The 22,421-nt window shown below is 36.7% G+C and carries 32 protein-coding genes; 15 read left to right on the top strand and 17 right to left on the bottom strand.

Annotated features, from left to right (window positions below; genetic code table 11):
* Positions 1-10 precede the first annotated feature (10 nt).
* From METEV_RS02935 to METEV_RS12905, 3 genes are read left to right on the top strand one after another with little or no spacing between them, the layout of a single operon-like run.
* Complete coding sequence (locus tag METEV_RS02935; protein WP_013194065.1) at positions 11-370, top strand: DUF2103 domain-containing protein; 360 nt, start codon at positions 11-13, stop codon at positions 368-370.
* A 14-nt stretch (positions 371-384) separates the two neighbouring features.
* A complete protein-coding gene (locus METEV_RS02930; RefSeq protein ID WP_332258422.1) occupies positions 385-1,158 on the top strand; it encodes a methanogenesis marker 12 protein in 774 nt (257 codons plus the stop codon).
* 15 nt (positions 1,159-1,173) lie between these two features.
* On the top strand, positions 1,174-1,374 hold the full coding sequence (locus METEV_RS12905; RefSeq protein WP_332258421.1) for a hypothetical protein: 201 nt from the start codon (positions 1,174-1,176) through the stop codon (positions 1,372-1,374).
* Positions 1,375-1,377: 3 nt separating this feature from the next.
* On the opposite strand, the gene METEV_RS02925 is transcribed toward METEV_RS12905, so the two are convergent.
* Together METEV_RS02925 and METEV_RS02920 are read right to left on the bottom strand one after the other, a co-directional pair.
* Positions 1,378-1,845, bottom strand: a complete 468-nt coding sequence (locus tag METEV_RS02925; protein WP_049890910.1) for a hypothetical protein — start codon at positions 1,843-1,845, stop codon at positions 1,378-1,380.
* Positions 1,846-1,913: 68 nt separating this feature from the next.
* Positions 1,914-2,282 carry a metal-dependent hydrolase gene (locus tag METEV_RS02920; protein ID WP_013194063.1) on the bottom strand — a complete coding sequence of 123 codons (369 nt, stop codon included), beginning with the start codon at positions 2,280-2,282 and terminating at the stop codon, positions 1,914-1,916.
* A gap of 206 nt (positions 2,283-2,488) precedes the next feature.
* On the opposite strand from METEV_RS02920, the gene clpB reads away from it, so the two are divergent.
* The 5 genes from clpB to METEV_RS12250 all read left to right on the top strand — a co-directional run bounded on the left by clpB (position 2,489) and on the right by METEV_RS12250 (position 7,370).
* Positions 2,489-5,131, top strand: coding sequence for an ATP-dependent chaperone ClpB (gene clpB / locus METEV_RS02915; protein WP_013194062.1), 2,643 nt, complete (start codon positions 2,489-2,491; stop codon positions 5,129-5,131).
* A 101-nt stretch (positions 5,132-5,232) separates the two neighbouring features.
* Complete coding sequence (locus METEV_RS02910) at positions 5,233-6,177, top strand: phosphotransferase (protein WP_013194061.1); 945 nt, start codon at positions 5,233-5,235, stop codon at positions 6,175-6,177.
* Positions 6,156-6,830 carry an HAD family hydrolase gene (locus METEV_RS02905; protein WP_013194060.1) on the top strand — a complete coding sequence of 225 codons (675 nt, stop codon included), beginning with the start codon at positions 6,156-6,158 and terminating at the stop codon, positions 6,828-6,830. The genes METEV_RS02910 and METEV_RS02905 overlap by 22 nt, the downstream gene beginning before the upstream one ends.
* Positions 6,831-7,059: 229 nt before the next feature.
* Entirely contained in the window at positions 7,060-7,197 is a 138-nt protein-coding gene (locus tag METEV_RS12500; protein WP_013194059.1) for a hypothetical protein, read from the top strand.
* A gap of 17 nt (positions 7,198-7,214) precedes the next feature.
* A complete protein-coding gene (locus tag METEV_RS12250) occupies positions 7,215-7,370 on the top strand; it encodes a hypothetical protein (RefSeq protein WP_013194058.1) in 156 nt (51 codons plus the stop codon).
* Positions 7,371-7,386: 16 nt separating this feature from the next.
* Here METEV_RS12250 and METEV_RS02900 read toward each other — a convergent pair whose 3' ends face one another.
* Genes METEV_RS02900 through radC form a run of 3 tightly spaced genes read right to left on the bottom strand, consistent with a single transcriptional unit; the run spans position 7,387 to position 10,456 of the window.
* Positions 7,387-8,943, bottom strand: coding sequence for a thiamine pyrophosphate-dependent enzyme (locus tag METEV_RS02900; RefSeq protein ID WP_013194057.1), 1,557 nt, complete (start codon positions 8,941-8,943; stop codon positions 7,387-7,389).
* Positions 8,940-9,851 carry a methanogenesis marker protein 11 gene (gene mmp11, locus METEV_RS02895; protein WP_013194056.1) on the bottom strand — a complete coding sequence of 304 codons (912 nt, stop codon included), beginning with the start codon at positions 9,849-9,851 and terminating at the stop codon, positions 8,940-8,942. Before mmp11 ends, METEV_RS02900 begins: the two co-directional genes overlap by 4 nt.
* Positions 9,852-9,910: 59 nt before the next feature.
* The gene (radC, locus tag METEV_RS02890; RefSeq protein WP_232216876.1) at positions 9,911-10,456 is read right to left on the bottom strand and encodes a RadC family protein; all 546 of its coding nucleotides are present in this window, start codon (positions 10,454-10,456) and stop codon (positions 9,911-9,913) included.
* A gap of 71 nt (positions 10,457-10,527) precedes the next feature.
* Here radC and METEV_RS12635 point away from each other — a divergent pair, with 71 nt between their 5' ends.
* Together METEV_RS12635 and METEV_RS02885 are read left to right on the top strand one after the other, a co-directional pair.
* The gene (locus tag METEV_RS12635) at positions 10,528-10,818 is read left to right on the top strand and encodes a helix-turn-helix domain-containing protein (protein ID WP_232216875.1); all 291 of its coding nucleotides are present in this window, start codon (positions 10,528-10,530) and stop codon (positions 10,816-10,818) included.
* Between the two features lie 45 nt (positions 10,819-10,863).
* On the top strand, positions 10,864-11,859 hold the full coding sequence (locus METEV_RS02885; RefSeq protein ID WP_232216874.1) for an RNA-guided endonuclease InsQ/TnpB family protein: 996 nt from the start codon (positions 10,864-10,866) through the stop codon (positions 11,857-11,859).
* An 83-nt stretch (positions 11,860-11,942) separates the two neighbouring features.
* Here the strand turns inward: METEV_RS02885 and METEV_RS12245 are convergent, their stop codons facing one another.
* The gene (locus tag METEV_RS12245) at positions 11,943-12,104 is read right to left on the bottom strand and encodes a UPF0758 domain-containing protein (RefSeq protein WP_157197270.1); all 162 of its coding nucleotides are present in this window, start codon (positions 12,102-12,104) and stop codon (positions 11,943-11,945) included.
* Positions 12,105-12,223: 119 nt separating this feature from the next.
* On the opposite strand from METEV_RS12245, the gene METEV_RS02880 reads away from it, so the two are divergent.
* On the top strand, positions 12,224-13,054 hold the full coding sequence (locus METEV_RS02880; RefSeq protein WP_013194055.1) for an SDH family Clp fold serine proteinase: 831 nt from the start codon (positions 12,224-12,226) through the stop codon (positions 13,052-13,054).
* 34 nt (positions 13,055-13,088) lie between these two features.
* Complete coding sequence (locus METEV_RS02875) at positions 13,089-13,292, top strand: hypothetical protein (protein WP_013194054.1); 204 nt, start codon at positions 13,089-13,091, stop codon at positions 13,290-13,292.
* A gap of 41 nt (positions 13,293-13,333) precedes the next feature.
* On the opposite strand, the gene METEV_RS02870 is transcribed toward METEV_RS02875, so the two are convergent.
* Complete coding sequence (locus METEV_RS02870; RefSeq protein ID WP_049891245.1) at positions 13,334-13,603, bottom strand: ferritin family protein; 270 nt, start codon at positions 13,601-13,603, stop codon at positions 13,334-13,336.
* A 116-nt stretch (positions 13,604-13,719) separates the two neighbouring features.
* Between METEV_RS02870 and METEV_RS02865 the strand changes: the two genes are divergently transcribed.
* On the top strand, positions 13,720-14,205 hold the full coding sequence (locus METEV_RS02865) for a hypothetical protein (RefSeq protein WP_013194052.1): 486 nt from the start codon (positions 13,720-13,722) through the stop codon (positions 14,203-14,205).
* A gap of 53 nt (positions 14,206-14,258) precedes the next feature.
* Here the strand turns inward: METEV_RS02865 and METEV_RS02860 are convergent, their stop codons facing one another.
* From METEV_RS02860 to METEV_RS02815, 10 genes are all read right to left on the bottom strand, one after another.
* The gene (locus METEV_RS02860) at positions 14,259-14,411 is read right to left on the bottom strand and encodes a 30S ribosomal protein S27ae (RefSeq protein WP_013194051.1); all 153 of its coding nucleotides are present in this window, start codon (positions 14,409-14,411) and stop codon (positions 14,259-14,261) included.
* Between the two features lie 11 nt (positions 14,412-14,422).
* Positions 14,423-14,722: a 30S ribosomal protein S24e gene (locus METEV_RS02855; RefSeq protein ID WP_013194050.1), complete on the bottom strand. Its 300-nt coding sequence runs from the start codon at positions 14,720-14,722 to the stop codon at positions 14,423-14,425.
* Positions 14,703-15,284 carry a GTP-dependent dephospho-CoA kinase family protein gene (locus METEV_RS02850; protein ID WP_013194049.1) on the bottom strand — a complete coding sequence of 194 codons (582 nt, stop codon included), beginning with the start codon at positions 15,282-15,284 and terminating at the stop codon, positions 14,703-14,705. Before METEV_RS02850 ends, METEV_RS02855 begins: the two co-directional genes overlap by 20 nt.
* A 2-nt stretch (positions 15,285-15,286) precedes the next feature.
* Positions 15,287-15,472 (bottom strand): transcription elongation factor subunit Spt4, encoded by a 186-nt coding sequence (spt4, locus tag METEV_RS02845; protein WP_013194048.1) that lies wholly within the window; start codon positions 15,470-15,472, stop codon positions 15,287-15,289.
* A 22-nt stretch (positions 15,473-15,494) separates the two neighbouring features.
* Positions 15,495-16,061, bottom strand: coding sequence for a DNA-directed RNA polymerase (locus tag METEV_RS02840; RefSeq protein ID WP_013194047.1), 567 nt, complete (start codon positions 16,059-16,061; stop codon positions 15,495-15,497).
* An 86-nt stretch (positions 16,062-16,147) separates the two neighbouring features.
* Positions 16,148-16,516, bottom strand: coding sequence for a DNA-binding protein (locus METEV_RS02835; RefSeq protein WP_013194046.1), 369 nt, complete (start codon positions 16,514-16,516; stop codon positions 16,148-16,150).
* Entirely contained in the window at positions 16,513-17,745 is a 1,233-nt protein-coding gene (locus METEV_RS02830) for a translation initiation factor IF-2 subunit gamma (protein WP_013194045.1), read from the bottom strand. The genes METEV_RS02835 and METEV_RS02830 overlap by 4 nt, the downstream gene beginning before the upstream one ends.
* 236 nt (positions 17,746-17,981) lie before the next feature.
* A complete protein-coding gene (locus METEV_RS02825) occupies positions 17,982-19,133 on the bottom strand; it encodes a formate--phosphoribosylaminoimidazolecarboxamide ligase family protein (protein WP_013194044.1) in 1,152 nt (383 codons plus the stop codon).
* Between the two features lie 71 nt (positions 19,134-19,204).
* On the bottom strand, positions 19,205-19,813 hold the full coding sequence (locus METEV_RS02820) for a stage II sporulation protein M (protein WP_013194043.1): 609 nt from the start codon (positions 19,811-19,813) through the stop codon (positions 19,205-19,207).
* A 5-nt stretch (positions 19,814-19,818) separates the two neighbouring features.
* The gene (locus tag METEV_RS02815; protein ID WP_013194042.1) at positions 19,819-20,670 is read right to left on the bottom strand and encodes a DUF63 family protein; all 852 of its coding nucleotides are present in this window, start codon (positions 20,668-20,670) and stop codon (positions 19,819-19,821) included.
* Positions 20,671-20,786: 116 nt separating this feature from the next.
* Here METEV_RS02815 and METEV_RS02810 point away from each other — a divergent pair, with 116 nt between their 5' ends.
* Both METEV_RS02810 and METEV_RS02805 read left to right on the top strand, forming a co-directional pair.
* Complete coding sequence (locus METEV_RS02810; protein ID WP_394296174.1) at positions 20,787-21,860, top strand: NAD(P)-dependent glycerol-1-phosphate dehydrogenase; 1,074 nt, start codon at positions 20,787-20,789, stop codon at positions 21,858-21,860.
* A gap of 39 nt (positions 21,861-21,899) precedes the next feature.
* Positions 21,900-22,346, top strand: a complete 447-nt coding sequence (locus METEV_RS02805; protein WP_394296173.1) for a UPF0179 family protein — start codon at positions 21,900-21,902, stop codon at positions 22,344-22,346.
* Positions 22,347-22,421 lie beyond the last annotated feature (75 nt).

Genomic DNA, 22,421 nt, shown 5'->3' with positions numbered 1-22,421 from the left:
AGGTTTAAAAATGAGGGATGAACAGAAAAAAAATGTAACCTCTGCTGACGAATCACCCTATGATAAGCTGGGTGGTTCACATTCTACTATCATCGGCGGTCGTCAGGGGAGAAGAATAATCCATATCATTGGTTCTCATCCAGAAGTGAAAAAAATAATACCGGCTGTTATTCAAGTAAAAGCAAAAAAAGGTGTACCAGGCGGAGCGTTTTCTGCCAAAGCTTTACGCTGTGATAAACGGGGAAACCTGAGGCTGGTTGTTTCTCAAGGAACATCTACCCAAGAATTGCGGATTATAACCACTGTAGGAGATACTGTAGAAGGGAAACGCGTTATGGACGAATTAAACGAAATGCTACAGGATAAATAAGGGTATGTGTAATAATGTTTATCGGTATTGATCATGGTACAAATGCAATACGCTTTGCATCTATTACAGAGGATGAAGATACTGATTCTTACAGGTTTGAATTGCCCCGTGACAATGCTGCATCTATGAACGAATCTGATATTATTGACTACATTATGGATAGCTTTGATGTTAGTAAAGAGAATGTTGAACTTATGGCTGTCACATATTCAATGGGCGATGATATCAACAGTATCGAGAATATTAAAAATGTTGATTCAAGAGGTGTTAGAAGTATCGAAGGGGCAGGTAAAAAAACAGGAGGGGGAGCAAAAATTTTTGATGCAATCAAAAATTCAGACATTCCTGCAGTGGTAATTCCCGGTATACATACAGGAAGTAATACAGACCAGCGTATGAATATATTTTCACACTCTACCAGCCCTGAAAAAGTGGGTATAGCATACCATGCCCGATGCCTCAATCATGATGATGATTTTATCGTTTCAGATATTAGTTCTAATACAGTTACATTGGGTGTATCAAATAAAAAAATTGCAGGTGCAATTGATGCTTGTATTTTTGCACCCGGTTTACAGCATGGTCCAATGGATTTGCAGGCTATACGAGATGTTGATTCGGGCTTATATTCAGCAAACGAAGCGTTCATGAACGCTGGTGTATTGAAACGTACACTGTATACTGATTTGCAAACTCTACTTGATGCAGTCGATAAAAATAATCCTGAAGCAGTTCTTGCACTTGATACAATATCACTTTTTGCTGCAATGGAAATTAAAAGTATATAGGTATTACTCTCTGATTTGAAACCTGAACTGGAAGGTAATATATATCTTGCAGGTTCAGTTGGTGAGGTAGAATATGTAGTTGATAAAATCCATTACCATCTTGGTATAAAGCCTTATGTTCTTGGCAGATGGAGTGCAGCTATAGGATGTGCAGAAATTGCCAGAGATATTGTTTCTGGTGCAACAGAAATTCTTGGGCTGGATGTCAACTATTAAAAATTAAAAAATAATCCATTTTGAATATTCATCTAAAAAGTTTTGAATTATATCTTCTTTTGAATATTTTTTTATGTCTATTTTACCCTGAACACCACTTCTTAAAAGAATTACAGCCTTACAGTAACTTGGTTTGTCATCCGGTTGATATGGAAAAGCAAAATTCATTTTCTGATAGGGTTTTCCTTGTATAGCATAATAGAATTCTTCTTCATCATCTTTGTAAACAGTAATAGATGCGGTTATTGAGGACCTGTCTTCAAGGTCTTCAGGTTCATCTATAACAACTTTACGACCTTTGTTTTCGAGTTCTTTTTTGAGTTCTGTAAATGCTGGAATTACTGCGTTTTCAATAAAACCGATTATTTGATACCTTGTATCTGCATCCGAGGTGCTTGATTCTAAAGAGGTTTTTTCTTTGTTTTCTTTTCCTTCAAGTATTTTATTTAAACGAGAAATCCAGTCAGCCATAAAAACTCCTGTATATTAATTTGTAATATTTATATAAATGCATTACTCTTGATATTTTTATTAATATATTAAAACAGTGGAAGCCCTGAGGGTGTAGTTGCATCCAGTATCAGGTGGGACAGATAACCTGCTAAAATAAATCCTGTATATAAGCTTAGTATATTTTCATTGAAATACGCTGTGGTTCCAGTGTTAAATATTTCATATAGCAGGTAACTTGTAGCAATAAGGATAATTTTTGAGTGGAAAAACTTTCTATGTTTGCTGTTTTTTGCTGGTTCTATTTTATCAGGAAGTGTAGAACCCATTACAGAAAATAATATAGCTATTATACTTAGTAATGGGCTTATTGTTATACTATGAATTTTACCAAGGATCAGTAATACTATCAAGCCCGAAATTGCTCCAGCAGTTATATGTGTTTTGTATCTTGGCATATTGGATTTTTATTACTTATTATTTCTTTATATATATTTTGGTTACTATCTTTCTGTGCATATTAATTCTTTCAATTAATAACTTCCTTTTACACCAAATCTTTTATATAGAAGAACAAATCCATATATTATTGTTTAACAAAACTTCATTATCAAATTAACATATCATCTAATTACCTAATCAGGATTATTATCGGTGATAGGAAATGAACGGGGAGAATTTTACACAAAAAACATATGAAGCACTCCAGAATTCGACAACTATTGCAGCACGATATCGTCATCAACAAATTGACTGTGAGCATTTACTTCTTGCATTACTTGAGCAAAAAGATGGTTTGATACCGCGTATCCTGCAAAAAATGGACATTTCACCAGAAACAATAATCAAGAAAGTGGAAAAAGCGCTTTCTGAATCACCAAGTGTTTCGGGTCCTGGCAGTGAACAGGTATACATGAGCCAGAGACTTAAACGGGTGCTTGATACAGCAGGCAAAGAAGCAGAACAGATGGGTGATGAATACGTAAGTGTAGAACATCTGTTATTTGGATTACTCAAAGAGTCTGACAGCTCCAGTGGTAAAATTCTGTCAAACGCTGGTGTGACTCGGGAATATCTGCAACAGGTATTAAAAGAGATTAGAGGGGATAAAAAAGTGACAACTGAAAATCCGGAAGAGACCTATGAAGCCCTTGAAAAATACGGTATCGATTTTACAGAACTTGCAAAACAGGGTAAACTTGATCCTGTGATAGGAAGAGACAGAGAAATAAGACATACTGTAAAGATTCTTTCACGCCGTAGAAAGAACAACCCGGTACTTATCGGTGAAGCGGGTGTAGGTAAAACCGCGATTGTTGAAGGGCTTGCACAAAGAGTTGCAAATGGAGATGTTCCCGAAGATATGGCAAATAAACGGATTATTGCCCTTGATATGGGGGCTCTTATAGCAGGTGCAAAATATCGGGGTGAATTCGAAGACCGTTTGAAATCGGTGCTTAAAGAAGTATCAGAATCAGAAGGTCAGATAATTCTGTTTATTGATGAACTGCACACAGTTGTAGGAGCAGGTGCTGCAGAAGGTTCGATGGATGCAAGCAATTTGTTAAAACCCATGCTTGCACGTGGAGAACTTCACTGTATAGGGGCAACAACTCTGGATGAATACCGCAAAAACATAGAAAAAGATGCAGCTCTTGAGCGCAGGTTTATGCCGGTAATGGTCGGGGAACCAGATGTAGAGGATACCATATCAATCCTTCGCGGACTTAAGGAGAGATATGAAGTCCACCATGGAGTCAGGATTAAAGACTCTGCACTTGTAGAAGCAGCCGTTTTGAGCGACCGCTATATATCGGAACGTTTCCTACCAGACAAAGCAATCGACCTTGTGGATGAGGCGGCGGCAAACGTCAGAACCCAGATTGACAGCAAACCCACACAACTCGATGAGGTCGACCGAAAAATTACACAGCTTGAAATTGAGCGTGAAGCTTTGAAAAAAGAAACAGACCCAGCATCCAAAGAACGACTTGAAAGCCTTGAAAAAGAGTTATCAAATATCCGTGAGCAATCCAAGACTCTAAGAGAACAGTGGCAGAAAGAAAAGGAAATAATTTCAGAACTGCGTTCATTCAAAGAACAGATAGAGGATACCAAAACACAGCTTGAACGTGCAGAAAATGATAACGACTTTGAACTTGCATCAAGATTGAAATACGGTACATTGATACCTCTCCAGCGCCAGTATGAGGAAAAGGAAGAAGAACTTCATCAGATGCAGGATGAGATGCTTCTCAGAGAAGAAGTTGATGAAGAGGATATTGCTGAAGTTGTTAGCGAGTGGACCAGTATACCGGTAACCAAACTGATGGAAGGGGAACGTGAAAAACTCACTCATCTGGAAGACAGACTACATAATAGAGTGGTTGGTCAGGATGAGGCTGTAAAAGCAGTTTCTGATGCTGTAGTACGTGCACATGCTGGTATCAAAGACCCGGATAAACCAATTGGAAGTTTCATATTCCTCGGACCCACAGGTGTAGGTAAAACCGAACTTGCAAAGGCTCTGGCGGCTGACCTCTTCGATAATGAAAACAATATGGTACGTCTTGATATGTCCGAATATATGGAGAAACACACTGTATCCCGGATGATAGGAGCACCACCGGGTTATGTAGGATATGAAGAAGGCGGTCAGCTTACAGAAGCAATCAGGCGCAGACCCTACTCTGTGATACTCTTTGATGAAATTGAAAAGGCACATCATGATGTATTCAATATCATGCTACAAATACTGGATGACGGCCGCCTTACCGATGCCCAAGGAAGGACAGTGGATTTCAAGAACACGATAATCATAATGACTTCAAATATCTTTGTGGATTATGTACATGAACAACTTGAAAACGGTGCAGATTATAGTAAAATGAAATCCATGGCTCAGAATGAACTGAGCAAACATTTCAGACCCGAGTTCTTGAACCGTATCGATGAGGTTGCAATCTTCCGTCCATTGACAAAAGAACAACTTGTTGAAATTGTAGATATCAAGGTACAAGACTTGGCAGAAAGGCTTATACACCAGAGACTCAAACTTGAGATTACAGACAAAGCCAAACAATATCTTGCAGAAGAAGGATATAGTGAAACCTACGGTGCAAGACCTCTACAGCGTGTTATCCAGAATGAGGTTGAAACCGAAGTTGCCAAATCGATTATTTCAGGGTATGTACCCGAAAGGTCAACAGTTAAAGTTGATTCCGATGAAAACGGTATTGTGATTAATATTGAGAAAACACAAAGCACTGAAGAAAAAGAAAGTGAAGAATCAACCGGACAGCAATAAATATAAGCTGTCCCTATTCTTTTTTATATATACTGCTTTTTTAAATATACCCTTAAAGTTTAATATTTTAATTGATTAAGTAGTAAGGGGGAGTATTATCTGTGAGCAGGGAACATTTTGTTAATACGATTACTCGGGGTCATAAATTCAGGGATTGGCTTATAGAGGTACTTGATGATAGAGTACAAAATAAAGAATGTGCTGTCAATGTTTATAAATTCAATATATCGTCACACACTGTTTGCAGGTATGAACTTGTGGATGAAGGTTTCAGTGTGGTAGCAAAATTTCTTGGAGAGCCAAAAGGAGAAACTCGGGAATATAACCCATGTGATGTTATGGAGAATGAATTTGAAAACCTTAAAAAAGTTAATGAGATTATCAATACATCAAAACCAATTGCTCGGAATAAAGATTTTAATTGTGTTATTGTGATTGAGTATGTTTCCGGGAAATCTCTAATGTGGTATATGGAACATGAAAAACATCTTGACAGTCGGCTTTCAGAAATTGCAGAGCTTCTTAGAAAACTTCATGATAATACAAAGATGAACTTTTATGACAAAAAAAAGGAATTTGATGATTTTCAATGGAACCTTGATTATCTCCATCTTGACGCTCATACAAGAAATAAATTTGATGAATTACTGGGAAAATGGTGGAATAGCCCACAGGTGAATGAGGAATGTAGTTATCTCATACACAGGGATGTAACACCTCTAAATTATATATTCCAGAACGACAAAGTATATGCTATCGATTTTGAGAGTTCGGGTTATAGAAACCGTATACATGACCTTGGAGTCCTCTGTGCAGAAATTAAAAACCATTTTGCGTTGAAAGGTTCTGGTCAAAGGGCTGAACCCTATATCAGGCATTTTTTATGGGAGTACAGTAAAGACGAAGAAGAATTTTATAAGATAACGGTTACACTTCCCTTTTATATGGCTTATGGGTGGCTAAGGATTGCTCGTTTGGGATGGCATCCCGATTATTACAATTATCTTCTCAAAGAGGCAAAATCATGTTTAAACGCGGTAAAGTAAAGGGAATAATCTTTGATTGTTACAAAACTCTCATTGATATTGAAACTGATGAAGACTCACTGGAGACTTATGATATAGTTAGCAAATGGCTTCTTTATTATGGTGTCCAGATTTCACCTGAAAAATTAAAAGGCGAATATAAAAAGAAGATCAGTAAATCATTCGAATTAAGTGAGCAGGATTATCCAGAAGTAAAAGTCGAGGATATATTTTCTGAAATTTGTCAAGAAAATGCAATATGGGATATTGATGAAGAGATACTGGGGATTGAAACAGCCCGCCTTTTTCGGGCGGCTTCGATACAAAACATAGGAACTTATTCTGAATCACTGGAATTACTCGAGATATTTGAGGATTATCCCAAATGTATAGTATCCAATGCTCAAAGGGTTTTTTCAGAATTGGAACTGAAATATCTTGGGTTGTATAAGTATTTTGATTTTGTAATTTTTTCATCGGATTTTGGATACAAAAAGCCTGACGAACGTCTGTTTAAAATCGCCCAGAAACGGCTGGATATCAACCCTGAAGAGATTTTATCGATAGGTGATACTACCGAAAATGATGTGGAACCGCCTCAAAAACTTGGGATGAGGGGAGTGCATATAGAGGAAGCCTGGAAGTTAACCACCGCATTTAAACATCTGTTCTAAATAAAGTAAAAAGAAGGTTTAAAAGTTATCTTCCATTTTTAAACCTTCTGTGTTTTGGTTTCTTAGTGTTTCGATTTCAAGGGGCTCCTCTGTAAACATCCTATCAATTTTTAATTATTTTTAGTATATAGTTTATAAAATACTCTATATTCTATGCACATAAATTATATATCTTACAGAGTTCATTGTTCAAATATAAATAAAAACGTATTAAGGAGTGTAATTGAATATGAAATCACTGGAAATATGTCCTGTATGCAAATCTCAATTAATAAACAGAGAATACAAAATACAGATATGTAATGTCTGTGGATACTGGACAATAAAGGGTACTGCAAGACTGGACCCTGCAATGATATTTACATAAAGGGGAGTGTAAATTAAATGTACAGAAAGCATAATCAGAAATTGTGCAAATTATGTAGGTCTCCGATAGAAAGAGAACTTATAGGTTCCTATATGGTGTATTACTGCCAGAACTGCGGTTTTACAACATACGAGCAAAAAATAGGTAGCGAAAAAACAATTAAAGCCAAATAATCTAACTGGTTTTGGATTACTGATATTTAACGCATTTACCTTTTGCAAGTATAACAGAAACACCGGAATTGTTTAATTTATCATTAATCAATTTCGACATTGATTTTTTAATATCTTCCTCTGCTTTATCATTGATGTTGTATATGGAAACATCATCAACAATTGATTTTACAACATCTGTAAGCTCGGGTGTATCCTGACCGCCTGTCATTGCGGCAACTTCATTTTGAAGGACAATAACCAGTACATCAAAACCACCATACACAGCATTAATCAAGCTCATTAATCCAGAATGTGCCAGTCCAAAATCGCCTATAACTGCAATACCTTTGTTATTAAATCCGCAGGCTGTACCTATAGCAGAACCAAGAGCAAAATCGCCGTCAACAGCTTTCATTGGTTCGGGCGCTCCAAGAATTGAACACCCCATGTCAGCTGCTACTTTTACATCAAGCTTACGTAGAATCTGATATAAAGGTATGTAAAAGCATCCTTCACAGAAACCCCGATAACCTCTATTTTCCAGTGTCTGGATTCTTGTGTATTCTTCTAAAGAATCTTTATTAATATAATCAAGAGCTAATTCAATATGTTCTGCATTTATTTTTCCATAGGGTACATGTCCTGTTGTTTTACCGTAAACATTGCCAAAAATATTAATCTGGTTTTCAATAAAAGGTTCACTTTCTTCGATAACCAGTACACGGTCATGGTTTTTTATAAACTCATTCAGTTTTTTCTTGGGTAGTGGATATACCATGTTTAAAGAAAAATGTGAAAACTTATTGAATCCTGTTTTATCCAATATTTTATATACAAGGTTAGAAGGAGTTCCTGATGAAATAATTCCAACATCTGAATCGTTAATGGTTGATGTATTTAAATCGGTATTTTCAGTTTCCTTTGTAAGCACTGGGAATTTTTCCAGATGATATTTTTGATGTCTTCCATGCATTGTAAGTTCCCAGATAGACCTGTCAAAAACCGATTGCCGGGGTTCTGGTTGGAACTGCCTTTTATTTTTTATAAATTCTTTACTACCTTTTGACTTGTTCAATCTATCGGTTATCCTTACAATTGCTGGAGCTTTTATTTTTTCAGATGTTTCAAATGCTTTTCTTATGGATAAATAGGCGTTTTCCGGAGTAGAGGGATCATATACAGGTACCTCTGCAATAATACCATACCATCTTGAATCCTGTTCATTCTGGGATGCAAGAGCCTCTGGGTCATCACCGGTAATAATTACAACACCTGAACCGATAGAATGGGTTGTGGATGTAATTAATGGGTCTGACAGTACATTCATGCCTACATGCTTTGTAATCATCAAACTTCTGTGACCGGATATTGATGAACCCAGCACAATTTCAAGACCCGTCTTTTCATTTGTAACCCATCTGGCGTTATATCTGCCGTTCTGATTATCCAGAAATTTCTGCATTATCTCTGTAACAGGAAAACCTGCAACTCCATTTATTGTTTTGACACCGCTATCTACAACAGCAGAAAATAAAGCATCCAGTCCGGTGAAAACTGTATTTGTATTATTATAAGAATTATCGGTGGTCATTGTAATCCTGTATCCAGTTTTATCGATTCATCGGGTTTTGCAAACCATGGTAAAGCAGCCAGTGCACCAATCACCCCTTCTCCATCAAGCCAGATTTCAACTCCGTGTTCCCTCGCATATTGCATAGCAAAATCTTTGCTTACTTCTCCCGAACGACACATTTTGCTGTAATTATAAATATCCACTGCATCAAACCCTGAAAATGCAACCATACCGGTCTTATCAGATACACTGTATTTTAAAAGAGCGGATTTTATTTCCTGTAGGATTTTGTTTTTCGCATTCTCATCCACACATCCAAATTCAAGTACAGTGGATACACAATTTTGAGTTTTGGAAGATACAGGATAAAGTTGTACAATAGAATGTGAGAGATATACCGATTCACTACAGTTTAGTGCATCTGCGATGTTGTGTGTCAGTGTCCATGTAGCACCTTTTTCTTTTGTATCTGTATCATCAATTCCAATTATAAGACGTTCTCTTCTTGGGACTATAATCTTTCCCTTTGCTGAGCGCCCCCCTCCGGATTCGGTAATATCATAACTTATGACACCATCAGCATAGGCTCTGCATTTGGTGGCGCCTACACCACCACCTCCAAGTCCTGCATAGGTTATTTCTACTTTATCATTTTTCACTGTTACTGATTCAATACCTGCAGCAAATGCTGAAGGTTTTAATTCAAGGTTTGAAGTACCGATTTTAGTATAATATCTGGTCATATCTCCGATGGTGTTTACCTGTAGAATAAGAGGTGAATTCGAGTAATGATAACGAGCCCATGAAGCACCTCCATAGCATCTGGGATGTTCTATGATTTCTGCATATCTGTTGTTCCGGTCACACACTACATATATTCCCTTATACGATATGGTATAGGGCTGTTCAAGTTCTATATCTCTCATCTGTTTGCTTTTTAGTGGGTAGGTTTTTAAAGATTTTGTTATTTGTCACTGTAGTATCTTTATTCGATTAATCCTTCATCTTTCAGACTTGTATAATTAGAATCTCCAATAATTACATGGTCAAGAACATCGATTCCAAGCAGTTTTCCGCCTTCTACCAGTTTATCTGTTAGGTTTATATCTTCTTTGCTTGGAGTAGTATCTCCTGAAGGATGGTTATGAGTGATTATAACAGCTGCAGATGATTCAAGCAAATCCGATTTAAACACTTCTCTGGGATGGACAATGTTGGAATTCAAACTTCCTATTGATATAATATCTTCTTTGATAATTCTGTTTTTTGTGTCGAGGTTTAATGTAATGAATTTTTCTTTCTTTTCTCCTCTGACTCTTGGATGCATCAGTGAATATACATCTTTTGGAGACTTTATCTCTGGTTTTTGTTCATCAACAAATGTTTCAAGCTTTCTTGCAAGTTCAAAAACTGATGCAATCTGTGCAGCTTTTGAAACACCTACACCATATATATTAGAAAGAGTAGATACATCGGCTTTAATTCTGTAGCGGTAACTCTCCCTGAAACAGCTGGGAGATGAGAGTGTCAATGAATATATTTTTTATTATAAAAACGCTAACATTTGAAACTTATAAATATCACCAAGACAAATTAAAAACTATGTATCAGACGTTTCCGATAAAGATTACACCCACATCTGATCAGGAAGAATTATTGTGGATACTGTCTGAAAAATGTAGGTTGCTGTACAATTTTGCACTTGCAGAACGCAAAGATGCTTATAGTAATGGTATAAAAATCAGCTACAGTAAACAGCAAAATGATTTACCCAAAACCAAGAAACAGTATCCTGAATATAAATGGGTGTATTCTAAGGTACTACAGTCTGTATTAAAACGACTTGATGCTAATTACAAATCGTTCTTCTCATTGAAGAAAAACGGTGATTAAACTGCAAAACCGCCTAAATTTAGAGGCGAAGGTTATTTCTTCATTATGACCTACAATCAGTCCGGGTTCGAAATCACTGATTCAAAAGCTAATAATATAACCTATAACAGTACCGATACTACCAATTATCTGTATGGTAAAAGTGAGCCTGTATATACTGAAGATGATGAAGTTTTCATCAGTTTTTCACATAAGCATCCTTTTGGGATCGAGCTGAAGTTTGGTTTGCCTGCTAAAATCGTTTATGACAATATACTGAGTGTGGCAGATGATATAGCACAGATTGAAATCTACCAGAGGAAAAACGGTAGTTATTATCTCAGTATCACATATAATGTACCTTGTCTGGATTTCAAACATAATGATAAGTATCTAGCTATGGATATTGGAGTCAGCAAACATACCATGGTCGATTCTGACGGTTATCTTAGTGAAGTTATCAACAATAGACCAGATAAATACTGGGAACCCAAAATCCAGCAGATACAATCCAGATTGGATCACTGCAAGAGATACAGTAAGAAATGGTACAGGTTGAAACGCAACCTTAACAGGATGAAACAGAAGTCGTCCAACCAGTTGAAAGACTTCCAGCACAAGAAAACAAGAAACATTGTGGATAACACCGACGCAAACGTGATAATACTCGGTGATTTGTCAGCTAAACAGATGGCAACCAGCAAGAAAGGAGACAAGAAATCCGATAAAAGCACACACCGCGGTACCCATAATTCAGGTTACATAGGACGGTTCGCTCAATTTCTAATCTATAAATCTATACGTGTAGGTAAGAGAATAATAGAAATTGATGAATTATATACCTCTCAGGACTGCTGCAATTGTGGAAACCGCAAGAAGATGTCTCTGTACGAAAGAACCTATAACTGTCCCTATTGCAGACAATCGATAGATAGGGATAAAAACAGTGCAATATTGATAATGGAGAGGTATCTACGCCAGAATGCCCTGTGGACGGGCTATCAGCGGTTCGCTGATAATCGGCGACAGACAAGCCTGTTGATCGGAGTGATTACTCACTGAAATCATCACCAGGATGATACGGGTACTCGCAGGAAGCTCCGCCTCAAAAGGCGAAGTAGTTCACGATTATATTCTGAAAATATTCAGGTACGTAAATTGACCACGTTTTCTTTTCTGGAACCTGTTCGAAGGATTACCGCCAGCAGCTCAGCATTTGACAGGTATTCTGGTCCATGTTTTAACAACCTTTCACGGGGGCGTTCATCTTCTGGAATATCATGCATTTTGATTTTGTAATTACTCATAAATGTTAAAATTATTTAAAAAACTAATAAAATATTCGGTTTTTTGAATTAATAATTTAATCTGGACAAATAATATTAATAGTGATTGCGGGATAATAATAAAGTTAGGAGGAAGTGTATTGGTATTTGAGGATGTTGGAACATGGGATATTCTGACTGTTTTGGCTATAGTTTTTGTTCTTTATGCACTTGTATACCCGCAGTATCAGATGAAAAAGGTAAAAACCCAGAGACTTTCCATGATTAAAAAAATGGAGCAGGAATGGGGGACAAAGGTTCTTACATTAATCCATCGAAAAGAAGCAGTATCGATGTTTGGTCTTCCGGTTTATCAATATATCGATATAGAGGATGCAGAATCGATTCTTCGAGGAATACGAAATACAGCCAATAACCGCCCGATTGATATCATTGCCCATACACCCGGTGGTCAGGTACATCCAAGTATTCAGATAGCACGTGCACTTAAAAACCACAACGGACATACAAGGGTTATGATACCTCATTATTCAATGTCTGGCGGTACTATAATAGCACTTGCGGCTGATGAGATAATCATGGATGACGATGCGGTAATAGGTCCTATTGATCCGCAGTTGGGTGATTTGATACGTGGTACATATCCTGCACCATCATGGATAAATGCTGTATCACAGAAAGGAGCAAATGCTGCTGATACCACAATTGTTCTCAGTGATATATCAGAAAAAACAATGAAACTTATGCGTAAGGTTGCTAATGAACTTTTGGAAGGTAAAATAGAAGATGAAGAAAAACGCAATTATGTAGTTGAAAAACTTGTAAGTGGAGAAATGGTGCACATTACCCCTATATCCGCATCAGAAGCAGCTGATATAGGATTGCCTGTAAGTACTAACCTACCGGATAAAGTACATGAGTTCATGAAGTTTTACAGGTCGGTTAAATCCAGTGTGGAGTACATAGAATAATTCCAAAATAAGTTATAAACTCAGGTGTGTTGTTATGAAAGAAAATCCAGATGATGAATTTAGAATTTGTCCCAATTGTGGATACAAAAAGGGATTCCATTTATGTTTCAAAAAAACTGAAAATTCAAGGTTTAGAATAGGTCTAATCTGCCCTTCATGTGGTCAGAGTTATAATATAGACTGGATAACTTCAGATATTCCAGAACTTGACGTAAAATGGGAAGATAATTACGGATGAAAAATTTAATTTAAAAACTAATGGCTAAAATCCATTATAGTTCAGTATTTTCCCAGTGAATAATCTGCCATTATTTTTAGAAACTCGTCATCCGCTTCTATCAAAACACTTTGAAACATTGCTACATGAACCTTTTCTTCTTTTGCAATATCCAGAAGAATTGTTTTAAGATCTTCATTTTCAGTTAAGTTAGCCATTTCTTCGTAAAGATTTACAGCATCCAGTTCAGCAATTATAGCAGCTCTAAGGGTTTCTTTATTTACATCTCCCTGTTTAATCCTTTCAAGATCTATGGGTATCTCTGATAACACACTCTCACCCCATAACCAATAGTTTTTCATCCATGATAAACTTTGTTTTGTTTCAAATCATATTTATAAAAATAAATCAACTACTAAAAATATAATATTATTATAGAGGGTTTAATTTGACAGGTATTAAAAGTAAAAACGGATTAATCGATCAGATTAAGAAAAACTACTGGATAGAGGCTGATATGGAACAGTTAGTAATCTGGGAAACTCGTATCAAGTTAAAAGGAGACGAAAAAGAATCACTTGATACACTTGCTTATGAATCGGAAGAGCACAAATTTCTACTTGAGAAATGGATTGAAATTATGAATTTATCAATACCTGAAACACGCCCTAGAGGAATTCCTGAGGAAAACTTTGATTTTAGTAACCTTGATTCCTCACAGATGTTTGATGTTATACAGAATTATGAAATAATTTTAAGGGATTCCTATACAGATTTAAGAGATATTGATGAACCACTGTTGAAAAAGTTAGTTCCTGATGAATCATATATCGATGATTTTCGCTCAGATATGGATGAATTAGTATCAGAGGAGCAAAACCATATTAATATATGCCAATCTCACATAGGCGGATTTAAATCCATTTATGGTTGATATTTAAAAAATGGGTGTATCACAACCTTAAATAGTTGTGATGACTTGGATAATTATTTTTTGAATTCGGTGTATCCACATTTTCCGCAACTCAATCTGTCCTTGTGTTCGGCAAGAAATACGCCCACACCGCATCTTGGACAGAACTGGTGTGTTCTTTCGATGTTGTCGCCATCTACTTTATAATATTCATATACATTTGCCATTTAATCACCTTTTATGCTTCAGATTCTGTTTCTTCTGGGGGTTTATTTCTTTCAATAATGTAGTCGCATTCAACAGATTTTAAAGTGTTAGCATCATCGTATATTTTAGCATATCCTCTTGCTTCTTTTTTGCCATATTGATTGTCTATATCCTGGACAACTATCAATTCTGATGATATATCCATCATGGCTGCAAGTTTGTTTTTGATTTCGTTCCTTGAAGGGGTTGCTCCATCAAATTTTATTGTAAAATCGATTTTCCTTCTATTTAGCAGTGGATTGTGGGTATCTTCATTTATTTTTATTTCCATTTAATTTCCTCCTTAATTTGTTAAGACTATTGTTGGTGTTTTGGAATTCAATTATGTTGTTCATTAAATCTCTTATTTCTTCTTTTTTTGATTCGGTGATTTCGACCAGTACTACACCTTCGCCGGGTTGTCCATAAAGAACAATTGAATTTATTGGTGCCAACAAAATTGCCGGCAGAGCTGCCAGATCTTCTTCACCATTGACAAATATTCTCACATTTTTGTCAGATAATACAGCGTTTTCTATATTGTTAACCAGATCTTCGGTTATAGTACCTGATGGATTATCTACAGTTACCTGTGTAAATCTATGATTTTTATCAACACGATCGGGTGTAGGTTTGCGATTTGTCCGGTTGTCGATTAAATAGACATCTGGAATAATTCCAGATTCAATTAAGTGGAATGTAGTAACATCACCTACAGATATAAGTTTTGTGGAGTTTTTGAGCTGTTGCTCCATTTTTTTGATGGTGTCATTACCTGTACCCAGAAAAAGCTCCCCAAAATATTTGCGCAATGTTGGGCGAAATTTTTCAGGTAATATAATCTGAGATCCCAATATTATCGCACCTTTAAAGCGTATTTATCCGGCATTTCTATTCCGATTTTTTCTGCGATTTTGGATTTTTTTGGGTCAATGATTATAACAAGTCCACTCCAGTCAGTACTAAGGTTACTTGAACCGCATACAGGACAGACTTGGTTGAGAGTAATTCTATGGCATTCCCGACAAACCTGTTCGCTCATTTATAAAAACCTCCGGTAAATATCATTCAACAGCTTTTGCTGTAGCCTGACGTTCTTCTTCAAGCCACTGGAACTGTCCAAGACCAACTTGGCGCATTGTAAGACCTATTTTACTTTCTCTTGGGTCTCTTTCATTTATACTGACTGCAACGATACGGGCTCTTAAATAATCACCTTCTGCAAGTGCACGGTTACTATTTTTGCTTATAAGTCTTGCATTTTTGCCGTCATAGGACATGAAGTCATCGGTAATCTGGCTGACATGAAGGAGACCATCCATTGCACCAAAGCTAATAAAAGCACCGAAATCCACAATTTCTACGACTTTTCCTTCAATGACCTCCTGCATCATAGGCATGAATACAATCGCTTTGAAAGTTACATCATAATACACAGCACCATCGCCCATTATAATGTGGCCTTCACCTATTGATTCTATATCAGTAATAGCAACAATAGAGCCATTTTTCTTATCAATTCTCCCCTCTAACTTGTTTTTTAGCGCATCTTTAACACTGAGTGTTTCATCATCTCCCAGTCTGTCGGGTGATATGCGCACCGTGTCTACAAGTTTCATTTTTTTATACATTTTTTCTCTCCGGCAAATGTGGTTTCGATTAAAGTTTTAATTCGTCTGGATTTAATATACTCTACTTAAATTTATTGTAAACTGCATTATGGTGTTTTTTCCAGCCGGTTTTTCTGACGTAAATAGATGACTGGTATATTTTTATCTATTAATCTTTTTTTAAGTTCGATATCATTTGTAAGCACAGCAGAATCCAGTTCATTTGCAAGTTTGATTATCACTTCATCGGCTATACCAGTCTGGTTAATAATTTCACATTTGTTCCCTAATGAACATGCAACTTTTGCAGCAGCTTTATCCGAACCTTTTGATTTTTTCACCAGTGTGTCGAGTTCATTTAATACCGCTTTTGGAACAAGGAATTTGTTATATCCCAGACGTTTCAGTTCTTGGAATATATCAACATTGAACTGAACCGGTATCATTAGTGCGTTTGTATCGATAATCACCTTCAAGGTTTAATTGCTCCAGCACCTATAAGTCTCCATCGTGACCCTATTCGTCTGCTGATAGCAACCATCGAACCCGCTTCTGCACACACTGGTCTTTTAAGTTTTACCTCTGCAACATCCGACCTTGCACTTGTAACTATACCAACAGTGGTTGCAGTACCAACATTCAGCATGAGAGGTTCACTGGTTTTTATATTGCCGATATCCGCGTTTGTTTCTTCAGTAACACCAACAATTTTATCAAAAAGATGGAGCTCCAGTTTTAATGAGTGATGAGTAGGTGGTAGATTACCGGGTTCACCTGCAACCTGACCGGTTAAAGAATCACTCTTTGTAAGAGATGGGTCAAGTGTGGTGCCTACAGCAATTAACCCTCCAGGGGTTACTTCTTCAAGCCTTTCAGTTCCAGCAAGCAGCATTGATACATTGGTTGTTATTGGTTCCCATTTTACAGAACCTTCACTTTCAACCTTACGTCCTGGTCGGATTTCCAGTTCGTCCCCTGAGTTCAATTTACCGTCTTTAAGAGTTCCTCCGATAACACCGCCTGATATTTTATCTATGGAGTATCCCGGTTTGTTGATGTCAAAAGACCTTGCGATAAACATTCTGGCAGGTTTATCCAGTTTATAAACAGGAGTAGGAATAATATCTTCCATAGCCTTTATAAGAACATCGATGTTTATATTCTGCTGGGCGGATATAGGTATCACTGGAGCATCTTCAGCGACAGTACCTGCGACAAAATCTTTTATCTGATGGTAATGTTCAACCATCTTGTCTCTTGTGACAAGGTCTATCTTATTTTGGACTATAATGATATTTTTAATACCGATTATATTCAAAGCCATTAGATGTTCTTTTGTCTGTGGTTGCGGACATTTTTCATTGGCAGCAATCACGAGTACAGCCCCGTCCATTATGGCTGCACCTGAAAGCATAGTAGCCATCAAAGTTTCATGCCCTGGAGAATCGACAAAAGAAATTTTTCTCAGTTCGGTTGTTTCACTGTCACATTCTGGGCATGTATTTTCTACTGTATAGCAATTTGGAACTGGACAATCAGAACATTCTCTAAGGGTAGCATCAGCATACCCCAGTCTGATGGATATGCCTCTTTTCATTTCTTCGCTGTGTCTATCTGTCCAAATACCTGATAACGCTCTGACAAGCGTAGTTTTACCATGATCAACATGACCTACCAGTCCGATATTAACGCAAGGTTGACTCAATTTTTAATTTCCTCCATATGGTGATAAAATGATAGTAATAACTAAGAACGGAATTAATAAACTAAAATGACTTCATTTAAAGTTTGTGTTTACCTTCTTATAATATATAATGCCACTGCCTTAAATATAAATGGTTTAACCATCTATATATTTTTCTTTGGTATTTTTTCTGCTTTTATTAAATACAGATAAATATTAAAAATTTGTGAGTGGGGTGGTTCACAAATTATTTTAAATTATGTAACTATTTTATCGAGCTGTTCTGTTTCAATAGCTCTTTTGATTTCAAAAGCCACACGTCTGCCGGTACTCATCGGTTTGCGCCATAGTGTGTTTCCATAGGAATGTCCAACCGACATATGGACATTTGTACCTCCCCCGATTCTTGGAGCTACATCATAGATATGGAAATTCAGGTCTTTATCGATACATGTCTGCAGGCAGAAAGGACCAATTATACCGGGATCATAATATTTCTGTGTAGCTTCTACATATTTTTCTGACAGTTCAAAGATTTTATCCAACAATGATTCTCTCAGAGTGGAGGAATTATGTCCGCAAACAGTATATTCTGGATTCATCTGATGTTCGGAAAGGGTCATTTGCTGAGGAGCAGGTAAGCGTACATGACCGTCAAGACTTGTTTCAAACCTCCAGTCGATACCCAGCAGTTCAAGTTTATTCATTTCATCTTCTATCGGTGAATAAAACATATCAAAATTGAACACAGGACCGATTATATATTTTTCAATTACGGCATTATCAAGTGCATCTTGGGTGATTATGCCTCGGTCGAGAAGGTTGTTTGCTTTATCAAGGTATTCTTCATATGATGCAGCAGTAAAGAACCCACGTTCTAAAGTTTTAACAGCATGTGGAAGTTTAACCATTACCAGTTCATCGATATCTTCCGGTTTGTTCACTCTTTCTGGATATGGGAGACCTGCTTTATCCAGAATCCAGTAATAATCATAGTCCATGCCCCTTTCTTCACTTCTTAACAAATTTCTGCTTCCTACAAGTGGGACTTTAAAGTTGTTTTCCACATTTTCAATACCACAGTAGGTTGTAAATGACCGATTTGGAACAAATAATACATTATCGTCTACCAGTTTTTGCTGGTGATTCAGAATATCATCGAATCTACTAAATACAGAAGCTTCATCCACTATGCCTCTTATAACGTTACCTTCAGAGTCTCTTTTAGCTTTAAAATACTGGTTATAGGTTTTTTCTCGTCCCGATTTGCAGGCGGCAAAAGTGTTAAACCCCTCTTCGACCGCACCATCAAAGACATCCAGTGCGGAGTGAGAACCAACTGTGCCGACTTTTATATTATCTGCATCATAGTCGTTGACTATGTCCATGATTTGTTTTCTGTCAATCATTTTTAACCTCGGTCATGTTTTTTATTTTGTTTGATGCTGTTGTATTTTTGAAAGCAATGGATGGATTGATTTTATAGTATTAACTGTATTAGTGTAGGGGTAATAAATGTCTCTACTGCTGCAGCGACAAATAATAAAGGAACAATCCAGTAAAAATAAAATCTGATACCTCTTGACAATTCTTCCTTTATATTGGCTTTTCGACCGGTAACCGAATTAAACATTTCATGCCCTAGTTTCAGTCCAATAGCAGCGGATATAAACACCATCGGTAGTTCTATAATTCCGTGTGGTAATAGAGCGGTCACCAGATAAAACAGACCCTTTTCCATTGCTGTAATAAATCCGAATATGCCTATAATGTATCCGTTATATGCTATAAACGCAAAGGGTATTATACCAAAACCAATACCAAGTAGCAATGCAATCAGTGTTTTTACGGTGTTGTTGACAAATATAAAAAGCATGATTGCATATGGTGGTAGGCTTTTAATAAAATCAATCATATTTCTGAACTCTTCCATGGATTGCTGTGCAATTTCTGGGTTCATCGATGAATAAACAGCACCAATTATAATGGAAGAGATAAACAATGCTACAATTATTAATAAGTAGAAACTTATTGAATTAAGGTAGCTTTTTGCATAATCGATTCTGATCCTTTTACTTAAGGCGTTCATGCTAATCAGATTCCAAGAGTCATTCGGATAGTATTACGGCATGCAGGTGCAAGTCCAAGGATAAGTATAACTATTTTTACAAAGGTTTTTAAGTTTCTTGATTCCCTGTCTTCGTTGAAATAACTGTCAAGTATATATAATACTGGTATAAAGATTAATATTTTTAGCGGATACATAACTGTTGCAGTGTTTGTAAGTTCTATCAGGTATGATGGGACTACATGCTTTTCATGGTATCCCAAAAGGTCAATACCAACAATAGTGGACGATGCATCCAGCAGATGAGCCCACATGATGGCAAAATTCAAGTTGGTGGATAGTATATCCAATCCACTATATTTCAGGATTTTGTACACGATAAATACCAGTAAAGTGGCGGCACCAATCACGAAATACGGGACATATAAATTAACGACATTTTCAAAATATAACAGAATTGATACGTTAAAGATAAACCACAATGAACCTATGCTGGCAACTAATATGTGATAGTCTTTGATAAATTCTTTATTATACAGCCACTTTGAAACAACCAATGTCAAAATAACAATAGCAAAAACTAAGAAATAGATAATAGGTGTAATCAGTAGATAATTGACAGGAGCATTAAATATACCTGCATCTTCCACTACTCGCAGTGATGACCCGGCAAGTATAAATGGTATAATTGACAGGATAAACCTATCATCAACCGAAATATTGAGCCTTTTAAATAATTTGATTACACCGAATAAAAAAATACCCAAAAATATTGCCCATGTGATGGTATTTACCGGGTTGTAACCTGTATCAAATATAATCGGGTCTATGTAATAGTTTTGAATAAATTCCCAAATATTATCTATAAATGAGTTCATTATATCACTTATCTATTGTCAAATTTATAATTAATGCAGGAAGTAATAGCTTTCGGCAATTCTATTAATAGGGATTGAATAATATGTTATAATATAAAAATTCGTTCGCAGGTATAATCTTGATTCAGGATAAACACGGAGAGACCAAATGGATGCAACTTCCCAGAGATGTGGTAGTTGGGACAGGAGTAATCAATGATATTACAGATGTCTGTAATGATTTGAAACTTGGAGATAACGCACTGATAGTGACAGGTGATAGTACCAGAAAAATAGCAGGAGACATTGTTCATGATGAACTTGAGGATAAGGGTCGAAGTGTTGAGATGTATACCTCCAGTTCCGCTACTATGGATGAAGTCAGACGGGTAGAAGATGAAGCAATGAAATACGGCTCTAATTACTTGCTCGGTGTGGGAAGTGGAAACTCTATCGATATAGCCAAACTGGCGGCTACTGAACTGGATATACCGTTTTTGAGCGTACCAACAGCAGCATCACATGATGGTATTGTTTCTTCAAGAGCTTCAATTATCCATGATTCAAAAACCACATCCATACAATCAAACGCTCCCATGGCGGTAGTGGCTGATACTGAAATAATAGCAAATGCACCCTACCGATTACTTGCAGCGGGTTGTGGTGACATAGTATCAAATTACACAGCAGTTCTTGATTGGGAACTGGCAAGCCGGTTAAAAAATGAATCATTCAGTGAATATGCTGCTTCTCTATCCCGTATGACGGCAAAAATTTTGATTGATTCTGCGGATTCAATAAAACCGGAACTTGAAAGTTCAGCCCGTTTGGTTGTAAAAGCGCTGGTTTCAAGTGGAGTTGCAATGAGTATTGCCGGGTCATCGAGACCTGCTTCAGGCTCTGAACATATGTTTAGCCATGCACTTGATTCAATAGCACCTGGGTCGGCTCTTCACGGTGAGCAATGCGGGGTGGGTACAATAATGATGATGTATCTGCATGGCGGAGACTGGCAGATGATTCGTGATGGACTCAAAAAAATAAGAGCGCCTACAACAGCAGAAGAACTGGGCGTTGAAGATAAATATATAATAGAGGCTCTCCTTATTTCGCATACAATTCGTCAGGAAAGATATACAATACTTGGAACAAGTGGTTTGACACGTGATGCGGCAGAAGCAGTAGCAAAGACCACTAAGGTAATTTCATGAATATATTTTTGATTGTTAACGCTAATCGGTGATTAAATGGTGAATAATGAAAGCACTAAAGTGACACTTGTAGGTTGCAGACTTGCAAAAGAAGGTCAGGAATTTATATACTGGGGTGAATCTCCAGATTGCAGTGGTTGTAAAATTAAGGGTACCTGTAACAATCTTGAAGCAGGGCGTAAGTATAGAGTAGAAAAAATCCGTAATGGTACAGTTCATGGATGTTACTTACATGACCAGGGTGTTATGGTTGTGGAAGTTTCCAGAACACCTGTTGTGGCTACAATCGAGTCAAAAAAGGCAGTTCCCGGAGCCAAAATAAACTTTGAACCGATTAAATGCAGTGAAATTAACTGCGAATTTTATGGTTACTGTTATCCAAAAGGATTAAAAAGCGGAGATAAATGTACAATTGTTAATGTGATGGATGATGTAGATGAGTGTCTGCGTGGGAAATCACTAAAAAAGGTAGAACTTAGTTTGTAATCTATAATCAAATCAAATTGACGATTATATTTTAGTATTAAAACAAAAATATCGAATAATAAAAGTAGAAAAAAC

The sequence above is a fragment of the Methanohalobium evestigatum Z-7303 genome (assembly GCF_000196655.1).
Classification (GTDB): domain Archaea; phylum Halobacteriota; class Methanosarcinia; order Methanosarcinales; family Methanosarcinaceae; genus Methanohalobium; species Methanohalobium evestigatum.
This window is presented reverse-complemented; position numbering and strand designations above follow the sequence as displayed.

Excerpts from the sequence above, each read along its gene's own strand:
- METEV_RS02935 (WP_013194065.1), top strand. The coding sequence starts at position 11 with ATGAGGGATGAACAGAAAAAAAATGTAACCTCTGCTGACGAATCACCC.
- METEV_RS02930 (WP_332258422.1), top strand. The coding sequence starts at position 385 with ATGTTTATCGGTATTGATCATGGTACAAATGCAATACGCTTTGCATCT.
- METEV_RS02925 (WP_049890910.1), bottom strand. The coding sequence starts at position 1,845 with ATGGCTGACTGGATTTCTCGTTTAAATAAAATACTTGAAGGAAAAGAA.
- METEV_RS02920 (WP_013194063.1), bottom strand. The coding sequence starts at position 2,282 with ATGCCAAGATACAAAACACATATAACTGCTGGAGCAATTTCGGGCTTG.
- clpB (WP_013194062.1), top strand. The coding sequence starts at position 2,489 with ATGAACGGGGAGAATTTTACACAAAAAACATATGAAGCACTCCAGAAT.
- METEV_RS02905 (WP_013194060.1), top strand. The coding sequence starts at position 6,156 with ATGTTTAAACGCGGTAAAGTAAAGGGAATAATCTTTGATTGTTACAAA.
- METEV_RS12500 (WP_013194059.1), top strand. The coding sequence starts at position 7,060 with ATGAAATCACTGGAAATATGTCCTGTATGCAAATCTCAATTAATAAAC.
- METEV_RS12250 (WP_013194058.1), top strand. The coding sequence starts at position 7,215 with ATGTACAGAAAGCATAATCAGAAATTGTGCAAATTATGTAGGTCTCCG.
- METEV_RS02900 (WP_013194057.1), bottom strand. The coding sequence starts at position 8,943 with ATGACCACCGATAATTCTTATAATAATACAAATACAGTTTTCACCGGA.
- mmp11 (WP_013194056.1), bottom strand. The coding sequence starts at position 9,851 with ATGAGAGATATAGAACTTGAACAGCCCTATACCATATCGTATAAGGGA.
- METEV_RS12635 (WP_232216875.1), top strand. The coding sequence starts at position 10,528 with ATGTATCAGACGTTTCCGATAAAGATTACACCCACATCTGATCAGGAA.
- METEV_RS02885 (WP_232216874.1), top strand. The coding sequence starts at position 10,864 with ATGACCTACAATCAGTCCGGGTTCGAAATCACTGATTCAAAAGCTAAT.
- METEV_RS12245 (WP_157197270.1), bottom strand. The coding sequence starts at position 12,104 with ATGAGTAATTACAAAATCAAAATGCATGATATTCCAGAAGATGAACGC.
- METEV_RS02875 (WP_013194054.1), top strand. The coding sequence starts at position 13,089 with ATGAAAGAAAATCCAGATGATGAATTTAGAATTTGTCCCAATTGTGGA.
- METEV_RS02860 (WP_013194051.1), bottom strand. The coding sequence starts at position 14,411 with ATGGCAAATGTATATGAATATTATAAAGTAGATGGCGACAACATCGAA.
- METEV_RS02855 (WP_013194050.1), bottom strand. The coding sequence starts at position 14,722 with ATGGAAATAAAAATAAATGAAGATACCCACAATCCACTGCTAAATAGA.
- spt4 (WP_013194048.1), bottom strand. The coding sequence starts at position 15,472 with ATGAGCGAACAGGTTTGTCGGGAATGCCATAGAATTACTCTCAACCAA.
- METEV_RS02840 (WP_013194047.1), bottom strand. The coding sequence starts at position 16,061 with ATGTATAAAAAAATGAAACTTGTAGACACGGTGCGCATATCACCCGAC.
- METEV_RS02825 (WP_013194044.1), bottom strand. The coding sequence starts at position 19,133 with ATGATTGACAGAAAACAAATCATGGACATAGTCAACGACTATGATGCA.
- METEV_RS02820 (WP_013194043.1), bottom strand. The coding sequence starts at position 19,813 with ATGAACGCCTTAAGTAAAAGGATCAGAATCGATTATGCAAAAAGCTAC.
- METEV_RS02815 (WP_013194042.1), bottom strand. The coding sequence starts at position 20,670 with ATGAACTCATTTATAGATAATATTTGGGAATTTATTCAAAACTATTAC.